The organism is Bacillus sp. AFS023182, from assembly GCF_002560575.1.
Taxonomy (GTDB): Bacteria; Bacillota; Bacilli; order Bacillales; family Bacillaceae_G; genus Bacillus_A; species Bacillus_A arachidis.
In genome coordinates this window covers 39,704-49,648 of the sequence record NZ_NTRO01000040.1, presented here as the reverse complement: position 1 = coordinate 49,648, position 9,945 = coordinate 39,704, and the positions used below count along the sequence as shown (strand labels likewise).

General features: G+C 37.9%; 11 protein-coding genes. All 11 read right to left on the bottom strand.

The window, feature by feature from the left end:
* Nucleotides 1–402: 402 nt before the first annotated feature.
* The 11 genes from lysS to hslO all read right to left on the bottom strand — a co-directional run bounded on the left by lysS (nt 403) and on the right by hslO (nt 9,942).
* Nucleotides 403–1,902, bottom strand: coding sequence for a lysine--tRNA ligase (gene lysS, locus CN288_RS18855; RefSeq protein WP_090694602.1), 1,500 nt, complete (start codon nt 1,900–1,902; stop codon nt 403–405).
* Nucleotides 1,903–2,063: 161 nt separating this feature from the next.
* Entirely contained in the window at nt 2,064–3,062 is a 999-nt protein-coding gene (dusB, locus tag CN288_RS18850; RefSeq protein WP_098302835.1) for a tRNA dihydrouridine synthase DusB, read from the bottom strand.
* A 23-nt stretch (nt 3,063–3,085) separates the two neighbouring features.
* Nucleotides 3,086–3,289 (bottom strand): helix-turn-helix domain-containing protein, encoded by a 204-nt coding sequence (locus CN288_RS18845; protein ID WP_026593138.1) that lies wholly within the window; start codon nt 3,287–3,289, stop codon nt 3,086–3,088.
* Nucleotides 3,241–3,756: a 2-amino-4-hydroxy-6-hydroxymethyldihydropteridine diphosphokinase gene (gene folK / locus CN288_RS18840; RefSeq protein WP_026593137.1), complete on the bottom strand. Its 516-nt coding sequence runs from the start codon at nt 3,754–3,756 to the stop codon at nt 3,241–3,243. Before folK ends, CN288_RS18845 begins: the two co-directional genes overlap by 49 nt.
* Nucleotides 3,753–4,115: a dihydroneopterin aldolase gene (gene folB, locus CN288_RS18835; protein ID WP_098302834.1), complete on the bottom strand. Its 363-nt coding sequence runs from the start codon at nt 4,113–4,115 to the stop codon at nt 3,753–3,755. Before folB ends, folK begins: the two co-directional genes overlap by 4 nt.
* Nucleotides 4,116–4,976, bottom strand: coding sequence for a dihydropteroate synthase (folP, locus tag CN288_RS18830; RefSeq protein ID WP_081811090.1), 861 nt, complete (start codon nt 4,974–4,976; stop codon nt 4,116–4,118).
* Nucleotides 4,951–5,823 (bottom strand): aminodeoxychorismate lyase, encoded by an 873-nt coding sequence (gene pabC, locus CN288_RS18825; RefSeq protein WP_098302833.1) that lies wholly within the window; start codon nt 5,821–5,823, stop codon nt 4,951–4,953. Before pabC ends, folP begins: the two co-directional genes overlap by 26 nt.
* On the bottom strand, nt 5,817–6,404 hold the full coding sequence (gene pabA, locus CN288_RS18820) for an aminodeoxychorismate/anthranilate synthase component II (RefSeq protein ID WP_098302832.1): 588 nt from the start codon (nt 6,402–6,404) through the stop codon (nt 5,817–5,819). The genes pabC and pabA overlap by 7 nt, the downstream gene beginning before the upstream one ends.
* A 5-nt stretch (nt 6,405–6,409) precedes the next feature.
* Nucleotides 6,410–7,807, bottom strand: coding sequence for an anthranilate synthase component I (gene trpE / locus CN288_RS18815; protein WP_098302831.1), 1,398 nt, complete (start codon nt 7,805–7,807; stop codon nt 6,410–6,412).
* Between the two features lie 220 nt (nt 7,808–8,027).
* On the bottom strand, nt 8,028–8,951 hold the full coding sequence (gene cysK, locus CN288_RS18810) for a cysteine synthase A (RefSeq protein ID WP_026593131.1): 924 nt from the start codon (nt 8,949–8,951) through the stop codon (nt 8,028–8,030).
* 115 nt (nt 8,952–9,066) lie between these two features.
* Nucleotides 9,067–9,942 (bottom strand): redox-regulated molecular chaperone HslO, encoded by an 876-nt coding sequence (gene hslO, locus CN288_RS18805; RefSeq protein WP_026593130.1) that lies wholly within the window; start codon nt 9,940–9,942, stop codon nt 9,067–9,069.
* Nucleotides 9,943–9,945 lie beyond the last annotated feature (3 nt).

Sequence of the window (9,945 nt, the reverse complement as noted above, 5' to 3'; positions counted from 1 at the left end):
TCAAACTCTCCAATAAAGTTGGTTTGTCTAGCATCTAAAATAAAAATTGACGTTTCACGTTGTTTGTTTCGTTCAGTTTTCAAAGAACTCTCTTGCCGCCGAAGCGACTTTATCAATATAACATTTTGTTATATTTTCGTCAACAACTTTTTTATTTGAAAAGTTGTTTTTTGTTTGTTTTCTTTGTTGTCTTTCGTGACAACGAATATAAATATACCAGTTCATTTATTAAAATGCAATAGTTTTTTAATAAAATTTTTTAACGGAATAAGAAAGTATAAAACTAGCACTAAATCCCTATATAAAGACCCCTTTCTTCTATATAGGAAATAAACCATTTAAACTTCACTATACTAGAAAATAACATAAAGAAAAGCTTTGGAGAAATCTCCAAAGCTTAGATTAGTCTTGCTTGTGACGCATCGCTGGGAATAACAGCACATCACGAATAGATGGTGCATTTGTTAATAGCATAACAAGACGGTCAATACCAATTCCAAGTCCACCTGTAGGAGGCATACCGTACTCAAGTGCTTCAATATAATCATCATCCATCATATGTGCTTCATCATTACCTTGCTCACGCTCTTTTAATTGCGCTTCAAAACGCTCTTTTTGATCGATTGGATCATTTAATTCTGTAAATGCATTTGCATGCTCACGCGCAACAATAAATAACTCGAAACGATCTGTAAAGCGTGGGTCTTCATCATTCTTTTTCGCAAGAGGAGAAATTTCCACTGGATGACCATAGATAAATGTAGGTTGGATTAATTTTTCTTCTACTTTCTGTTCAAAGAATTCATTAATAATATGACCAACTTCCATTGTGTCTTTAATTTCTACACCGTGTTCTTTCGCCAGTGCACGTGCTTCTTCTACACTCATCGGGCTCCAGAAGTCCGCTCCAGAGTATTGCTTAATCGCATCTACCATATGAAGGCGTGTCCATTCTGGCTCTAAATTAATTTCATATTCCCCATATTGAATTGTTGTTGTACCTAGTACTTGTTTCGCAATATGAGCAATCATATTTTCTGTTAGTTTCATAATATCTTTATAATCAGCGTACGCTTCATATAATTCAATCATTGTAAATTCAGGATTATGACGCGTTGATACACCTTCATTACGGAATACACGGCCGATTTCGTATACTTTCTCTAAACCACCTACAATAAGACGCTTTAAGTGCAATTCAATTGCAATACGCATATATAGTTCCATATCTAATGCATTATGGTGTGTGATGAACGGACGAGCAGATGCCCCACCGGCAATCGCATGCATCATCGGTGTTTCTACTTCAAGGTAACCATTATCATCTAGATACCTTCTCATTTCACGAATGATTTTACTACGAGTAACAAATGTTTCGCGGCTCTCCATACTTGTAATTAAATCTAAGTAACGTTGGCGATAGCGTTGTTCAACATCTTTCAATCCATGGTATTTATCTGGCAATGGACGAAGTGCTTTCGTTAGTAACGTAAAGCCTGTTGCCTTTACTGAAAGTTCTCCTACGTTTGTTTTGAAAACTTTCCCTTCGATTCCTACTAAATCACCTAAGTCAGCTGTCTTAAATAATTCATATTGCTCATCTCCAACAGCATCTTTACGAACATAAATTTGAACTTGTCCGTGTAAATCTTGAAGATGCGCAAAACCTGCTTTCCCTTTACCGCGCTTCGTCATAATACGACCAGCAATAGAAACTGAGATTTCTTTCTCTTCTAATTCTTCTTTAGAGAGCTCCCCATACAAGTTTAATAATTCTTTGGTTGAATTCGTACGTTCAAAACGTTTACCAAACGGATCGATCCCTTGTTCGCGTAAATTATGTAACTTCTCACGACGAACAAGCAATTGGTCATTTAATTCTTCGTGGTTCATGTTATCCATGGTATTGATATCACTCCAGCTCTATTAAATTTTACAATATATACAGTATATCATTTTCTACTCAACTAGAAAAACTGCCAGTAGTATACTGGCAGTTCTTCTTTCTTTCACGTAATTATAGGTAGTGAGGGCAGGAATGTCAAACGTTCTCTCCCCTTTTTTTAACCAACGTGAATTGTTTCTTGTTTTGCTTCTACTTCTTCTACAAATGCCCCTAGCAAGGAAGCAAGGTCCTCACGCGTATTGCACGTATTAATTGCATTACGCACTCCTGCATTACCACGAACACCTTTTAAATACCAAGCTGCGTGCTTTCTCATTTCTCTTACTGCAATATCTTCGTTCTTTAAATCAATAAGACGATCTAAGTGGAGCATACATACATCTATCTTCTCACGCACCGTTGGTTCTGGTAATAACTCTCCTGTTTCTAAATAATTTACCGTACGATAAATCATCCAAGGATTACCAAGGGCCGCTCGACCTATCATAACACCATCGACACCAACTTCATCAAGCATGCGTTTTGCATCTTGAGGTGTTTCCACGTCACCATTTCCGATAACCGGAATATTTACAGATTGTTTTACTTGTTTAATAATATCCCAATCCGCTTTTCCTTCATACATTTGAACACGTGTACGTCCGTGAACCGCCACTGCTTGGCCACCTGCACGTTCAACAGCTCTAGCATTTTCAATTGCAAAAATATGGTCTTCGTCCCAACCAATACGCATTTTAACTGTAACCGGCTTTTCAACAGCATCTACAACTGCCGCTACCATTTCATACACCTTATTTGGATCTAATAACCATTTTGCACCAGCATCACACTTTGTAATTTTCGGAACTGGGCAACCCATATTGATATCGATAATATCCGCCGTTGTGTTTTTATCTACATATTTCGCAGCACCAACAAGCGTTTCTTTCTCACCACCAAAAATTTGTAAACTTAGTGGCTTCTCTCTCTCATCAATATATAACATATCTAATGTTCTTTGGTTATTAAATAAAATCGCTTTATCACTTACCATTTCAGCACATACTAAACCCGCACCAAATTCTTTTACAGTTAGACGGAATGCGGAGTTACATACCCCCGCCATCGGTGCTAATACAACTGGATTCTTCATCTCGATGTTTGCAATCTTTAACACTCGACTATCTCCTTCCTTTGTCCTCACTTTGGCATTAATTCATCTATTGAAATATTTAATGTCTTCGCAACTTCTACTACAAAATCTTGAGAAGGGGTTCTATTCCCTCTCTCGACTTCTCCTAAAACGGATACAGATACCCCTAATTCCCTTGCAAAACCTTCTTGCGTATAACCTTTTAATTTCCGAAAAGCACGAATGCGTCTTCCCCATTTTTCTGCTTCCATACCGTTACTCCCTCTCGCCTTTTCATTTCATCTACTTGTGAACGTGAAATATCTCGTTTTATATCTCGATTAATCTCTAACAACGGAACGATAACAAAAGCTCTTTCGAACATCCGCGGATGCGGAACAATAAGATTCTCTGCTTCAATATTTTCTTGATTATAGAGCAAAATGTCAAGGTCAATGGTTCTTGGGCCCCATCTAATTTCCCTTTTCCTTCCTAAATCAATCTCAACCTTTTGCGTTATTTTCAACAACTCTTGCGGTAGTAAATTGGTAGAAATTTTTATAACTAGATTTAAAAAACGATTTTGATCTGTATATCCAACTGGATCTGTTTCATATACAGAAGAAACATCTTTCACTTGAATATAAGGATTTTTATTTAATAACTCAATCGCTTCCAATAAATAAGCATAGCGATCACCAATATTTGATCCTAACGAAACGTATACATCATTTTTCATAATCGTTCTCTCGTAATTTCTACCGCCACAGCACGGTAATGCCCTGGGATTGGCGGGTCTGGTTTAACAACCTTTACTGTACACCGTAAAATACTTACGTATCGAGTCAATATATTCGCCGCTATATTTTCCGCTATACTTTCTACAAGTTTGTACGTTTGATTCTCAACTACTTGCTTGCAAAGTTCAAAGAGCTCCCCATAGTTTACCGAATGCTCTAAGTTATCACTTTCACCCGCTTGTTTTAAATCCAGCTCCACAGTTAAATCGACTTTAAATCTTTGTCCCAGTTTATTCTCTTCTGGAAATACACCATGATAGCCATAAAACTCCATGTCATGGATATAAATTTTATCCAATCACTTCCCCCCCTTACCAATCATCGCATCCATCATCTTCGCCATACGCGCCATTTCTTTCACATCATGAACACGAATCATTTCACAACCTTTTTCAATACCAAGACATACTGACGCCCCAGTTCCTTCTACACGTTCCTCTACCGGCAAGTCTAAAACATGACCAATAAATGATTTTCTGGAAGTCGCAAGAAGAACTGGATACCCTAATACATTTAGCTTTTCTAAATTACGCATCACTTCTAAATTTTGTTCTACCGTCTTCGCAAAACCGATACCTGGATCTAAAATAATATTTTCATCAGGTACACCCGCATCTTTTGCAATTTTAACACTCTCATATAAATCCGCAATCATATCAGCCATTAAATTACGATAGTTTGTGTTATCACGATTATGCATTAAGATAATCGGTACATTATAACGTGCTGCCACTTCCGCAATTTTCGGTTCAGCCTTCGCTCCCCATATATCATTAATAACATGGGCACCCGCTTCAATTGCTTGCTTAGCTACTTCAGCTTTATACGTATCAATAGAAATAGGCACTTTCACTTCTTTCGAAATCGCTCGAATCATCGGAATCACGCGTCTTAACTCTTCTTCCACTGAAACTTTCGCGAAGCCAGGACGAGTTGATTCCCCACCAATATCAATAATATCAGCACCGCCGGCCACCATTTCTCTCGCGTGACTTACAGCTGCGTTTACCTCATCGTAGTTTCCACCATCTGAGAATGAATCTGGTGTAACATTTAAAATCCCCATGATTAATGTCTTTTTATTTAAATTCAGCGTATATTCGCCGCAGTGTAAATCATAACTCCACTTCACACTACACATCTCCTCTCCGCAATTCATTTCGGCTCCAAAGCTTTCCTCTATGCATTTCATACACACGCATCAGTTGCTTTGTAACCTCGCCTTCTTTACCCGGGAAATCTCTCTCTTCAATATGGCGAAATGGCACGATTTCTTGAACAGAATTTGTTACAAACACCTCATCAGCGGAAAGTAACTCATCTTTCGTAAAGAAACCTTCCTCCACTTGTATATTCAACATTTCAGCAATCTGTATAATAAAAGCGCGAGTAATCCCATTTAAAATTCCTGTTTCAAGCGAAGGCGTATATAAAACACTTCCCTTCACAAAAAAGAGATTCGAAACAATCCCTTCCGCTATATGACCGGCTTCAGTTAAGAAAATCCCCTCTTTACTTACAACATTTCCAATTTCACGTTTTCCTAAAATGTTATTTAAATAATGATGAGACTTTAAACGAAACGCTCCTTCCGGTGTATTTCGTGTTTGTTTCAAAATAACGCCTTCCTTTTCCACTACTACACCTGGAGCTGCCAAAGGCTTTATAAATACAATAACAGAAGGCTCTTCATAAACCTCTGTTTGCAAACCTATTTCATCTATACCAGCCGATACATTAAAGCGAATATACGCATGATTTAGCCCATTTCTTACAAGTAATTCTTGTAAAATGCGACACACATCTTCTTTTGTCATCGTCCACTCGATTTGGAGCGTAGAAAGAGCATCCATTAAACGTTCATAGTGATCGTCTAATAAAAATGGATGCCCGTCATAAATACGAAACGTTTCAAAAACACCTAGTCCATATAAATATCCATGATCATATGGGGAGATTTTTGCTTCACTCGCTTCCACATATGTACCATTTACATAAATTAACATGATGATACACTCGGACTATAACTGCGGATAAAGTTCTGCAGTAACTCTTTCCCATGGGAAGTCATAATAGACTCCGGGTGGAATTGCACTCCTTCGATTGGCAATGTTTTATGACGAAGCCCCATAATCTCTCCCTCTTCTGTCCAAGATGTTACTTCTAAACATTCTGGCAATGTTTCCTTTTTAACAATAAGAGAATGATAACGAGTTGCCGTAAATGGATTGGGAATTTCCGAAAAAATTGTTTTCCCATCATGATACATCGGAGAGGTTTTCCCATGCATTAAACGTTCCGCACGAACAACATCTCCTCCAAATACCTGCGCAATCGATTGGTGACCAAGACACACTCCAAAAATCGGAATCCTCCCTGCAAAATGCTTAATAACATCCATACTTACACCAGCTTCATTAGGACTACAAGGCCCTGGAGAAATCATTAAAAAGTCTGGTTTCATTTGTTCAATATCTGAAATTGTAACTTCATCATTACGCTTAACTACCAGTTCCTGTCCAAGTTCTCCAAGAAACTGTACTAAATTAAATGTAAAAGAATCATAATTATCAATCATCAATATCATTTCTCTCACCTAACCGTTTCTTCGCTGCATTCTTTTGCACGCCATAGAGCGATTGCTTTTTTTAACGACTCTTTATACTCATTTTTCGGATTTGAATCAATTACAATTCCTGCCCCGGCCTGCACATACGCTTGTCCATCCTTTGCAAGAAGCGTCCGAATCACAATATTTAACTCCATATCCCCTGAATAACCAATCCAACCAATTGAACCTGTATAAATCCCACGGCGAACCGGTTCTAATTCTTCTATAATTTCCATTGTACGTATTTTAGGTGCTCCCGTAATCGTTCCACCCGGAAACACAGCTCTTACTAAATCAAAAGCATCCTTATCTTCCCGGACCTCTCCACGAACATTAGAAACTATATGCATAACATGCGAATATTTTTCAATTACCATAAATTCATCTACTTCAACAGTCCCGTACTTACAAACTCGCCCTAAATCATTTCGCTCTAAATCTAAAAGCATCACGTGTTCCGCTCGTTCTTTTTCATTTTCAATTAACTCTTTCGCCAAACTCTCGTCTTCTTGCTCATCCTTCCCTCGAGAACGCGTGCCAGCAATCGGACGAGTACTCACTTCAGTCCCTTGCTTTTTAATTAATAATTCAGGTGAGCCACTAACAATTTGAAAATCTCCAAGTTCTAAATACCCCATATATGGTGATGGATTAATTTCACGAAGACTCGTATAAATTTCGAGCGGATGTGTTTGCAATGTTTTCTCTTGCCTTGTCGACAGATTTACTTGAAATACATCCCCAGCTCCAATGTACTCTTGAATACGCTGAACAGCTTCCATAAATCCTTCTTCTGTAAAAGCTACTGCTTCATTTCTATTTTCAGGACATTCAAATGGTACTTTAACTTCAGGAGCTTCCTTCAACCAAAGATTCTTCCATTCATTTAAACGATTTTCCGCTTCTTCACGTTCATCTATATAATGTGTAATAATCCATAGCACTTTTTCCTTTTGATCATACACAAACACATCATTGAATAATAAAAAGAATACGTCAGGTATATCCACATCATCCTTAGCAAGAGGTGGAAGCTTCTCAATATAACGGATACAATCATAACTAAAATATCCAATTGCACCACCTTGAAACGGAGGATACTTTGGATTATGATCCGTTTTCCATTGTTCCATATAATGTTGCATCAAATCTAATGGATTCCCTCTTTGTATTGTTTCCTTACCACTTTCACTTATATGTAACGTTTCATTCTTCCCCCGAATTACCGCTACAGGATCAAGCCCTGCAATAGTATAACGACCACCGCGACCACTTTCTAGTAAGATATGTTGGTTCTTATTCTGAGAAAGAAACTTATACTGCTTAAAAAAATCTAACTGATATGGAATAGAAAGCGCTAAAGATTTTCTTCGTTGCATATCAACACCCCGTCTTCTTTTATCCCACTCCCTTAGACGAATCATCTCAAATTACAGATAGTTAATAGGAAATAATTATCCTTGAGAGCTAGTGAAAATAATTTAACTTTACTACTACTTATTTTACATGAAGTTTTCTAGTCATTCACTCTTTTCCTATTTTCAAACGAAAAAAGAAAAAGCATCCCTGTTAAGGAATGCTTTCTTCTGACCGCACTGATTATGATTCAAATTGATAAAGTGGAGTGCTTAAATAACGCTCACCATTACTTGGAATAATTACAAGAACCTTTTTCCCTTTACCAAGTTTTTTCGCAACTTCTGTCGCAGCATAAATGACAGCACCTGAAGAAATACCAACTAAAATACCTTCTTCACGAGCTACCCTTCTTGCATATTCAAATGCCTGTTCTGTCTTCACTTGAATAATTTCATCATATACTTCTACATCCAATGTTTCAGGAACAAATCCAGCCCCAATACCTTGAATTTTATGTGGACCTGGTTTTCCGCCAGATAACACTGGAGAATCTGCAGGTTCTACTGCATAAATTTTAATGTCTTTATATGTTTCCTTTAACACTTCACCAGCACCTGTAATTGTCCCACCAGTACCGATACCAGCAATAAATGCATCTAATTGATTGCCCATCTGCTCAACAATTTCTGGACCTGTCGTCAAACGATGAATTTCTGGATTCGCCTGGTTTTGGAATTGTTGTGGTATAAAGTAACCATGATCTTTTGCCAATTCAGTCGCCTTACGAATTGCACCACCCATTCCTTCTGGACCTGGAGTTAATACTAATTCTGCTCCATAAGCGCGTAATAAGTTACGACGTTCGATACTCATTGTTTCTGGCATTACTAAAATCGCCTTATAACCTTTTGCAGCTGCCACCATCGCTAAACCAATTCCTGTGTTACCGCTAGTCGGCTCAATGATTGTATCGCCTTCTTTTAATAAACCTTTTTTCTCAGCAACTTCGATCATGGATAGTGCAATACGATCTTTTACGCTACTTCCAGGATTCATAAATTCTAATTTTAAGTAAATGTCTGCACTGTCTTGTTCTACGATGCGGTTCAACTTAACGATCGGCGTTTTCCCGATTAATTCTGAAACTGATTGTGCCACTCGCATTCCTGTCACTCCTAACACCGAGTATTTTTATTGGTTTTGTCTATTTTTTAATTTTGTCAGAAAATTCCCTATTTGTCAATCCATTCGAAGGATTGATTCCCCATGAACAATTTTATTACAAGCTTTCAATTAAGTTTGTAATATCTTCTTTAGAAAATTTATATCGTTCATTACAGAAATGACAATGCACCTCTGTCTCATCCTCTTCTTCACGAACTTGTTCTAATTCTTTCTTACCCAGACTAATCAATACACTCTCAATACGCTCACGAGAACATGTACAATTAAATTGAACATCCATTGTTTCTAATACTTTCACTTTGTCTTTCCCTAATACTTCATATAATAATTCTTCTGGTGAAAGACCTTGTTCAATTAACTTTGACACAGGCGGAATTTTTTGTAGGCGTTCCTCAATAAATGAAATTGTCTCCTCTTGCGCACCTGGCATAATCTGCAAAATAAATCCGCCAGCCGCTAAGATGCTATCATCCCCATTTACAAGAACTCCAACACCAACAGAAGAAGGCGTTTGCTCAGAAACAGCGAAATAATATGTGAAGTCTTCTCCTAATTCACCTGAAACAATTGGAGATTGTCCGATAAATGGTTCACGCATACCGATATCTTTAATAACCGTTAAAGAACCCTCTGTACCCACAGCTTGATATACACGTAACTTACCTTGCTCCGTCGATTCGAAATCAACATGTGGATTCGTTACATACCCACGTACATCTCCATTTGCATGAGCATCCACTAAAATCGGACCAAGCGGACCATTCCCTTCTACTTTAATCGTCAGCTTCTGGTCACCTTTTAACATAGCTCCCATCATTGTACCAGCTGTTAACGAACGCCCAAGCGCAGCAGAAGCAGTCCGCCATGTATCATGACGTCTTTGTGCCTCACTTACTGTATTTGTTGTACGTACACCGTATGCACGAACCTCTCCATCAAACGCTAACGCTTTTACTAAATAATCTTTCATCCT

Excerpts from the sequence above, each read along its gene's own strand:
- lysS (WP_090694602.1), bottom strand. The coding sequence starts at position 1,902 with ATGGATAACATGAACCACGAAGAATTAAATGACCAATTGCTTGTTCGT.
- CN288_RS18845 (WP_026593138.1), bottom strand. The coding sequence starts at position 3,289 with ATGGAAGCAGAAAAATGGGGAAGACGCATTCGTGCTTTTCGGAAATTA.
- folK (WP_026593137.1), bottom strand. The coding sequence starts at position 3,756 with ATGAAAAATGATGTATACGTTTCGTTAGGATCAAATATTGGTGATCGC.
- folP (WP_081811090.1), bottom strand. The coding sequence starts at position 4,976 with ATGAATTGCGGAGAGGAGATGTGTAGTGTGAAGTGGAGTTATGATTTA.
- pabC (WP_098302833.1), bottom strand. The coding sequence starts at position 5,823 with ATGTTAATTTATGTAAATGGTACATATGTGGAAGCGAGTGAAGCAAAA.
- pabA (WP_098302832.1), bottom strand. The coding sequence starts at position 6,404 with ATGATATTGATGATTGATAATTATGATTCTTTTACATTTAATTTAGTA.
- trpE (WP_098302831.1), bottom strand. The coding sequence starts at position 7,807 with ATGCAACGAAGAAAATCTTTAGCGCTTTCTATTCCATATCAGTTAGAT.
- cysK (WP_026593131.1), bottom strand. The coding sequence starts at position 8,951 with ATGCGAGTGGCACAATCAGTTTCAGAATTAATCGGGAAAACGCCGATC.
- hslO (WP_026593130.1), bottom strand. The coding sequence starts at position 9,942 with ATGAAAGATTATTTAGTAAAAGCGTTAGCGTTTGATGGAGAGGTTCGT.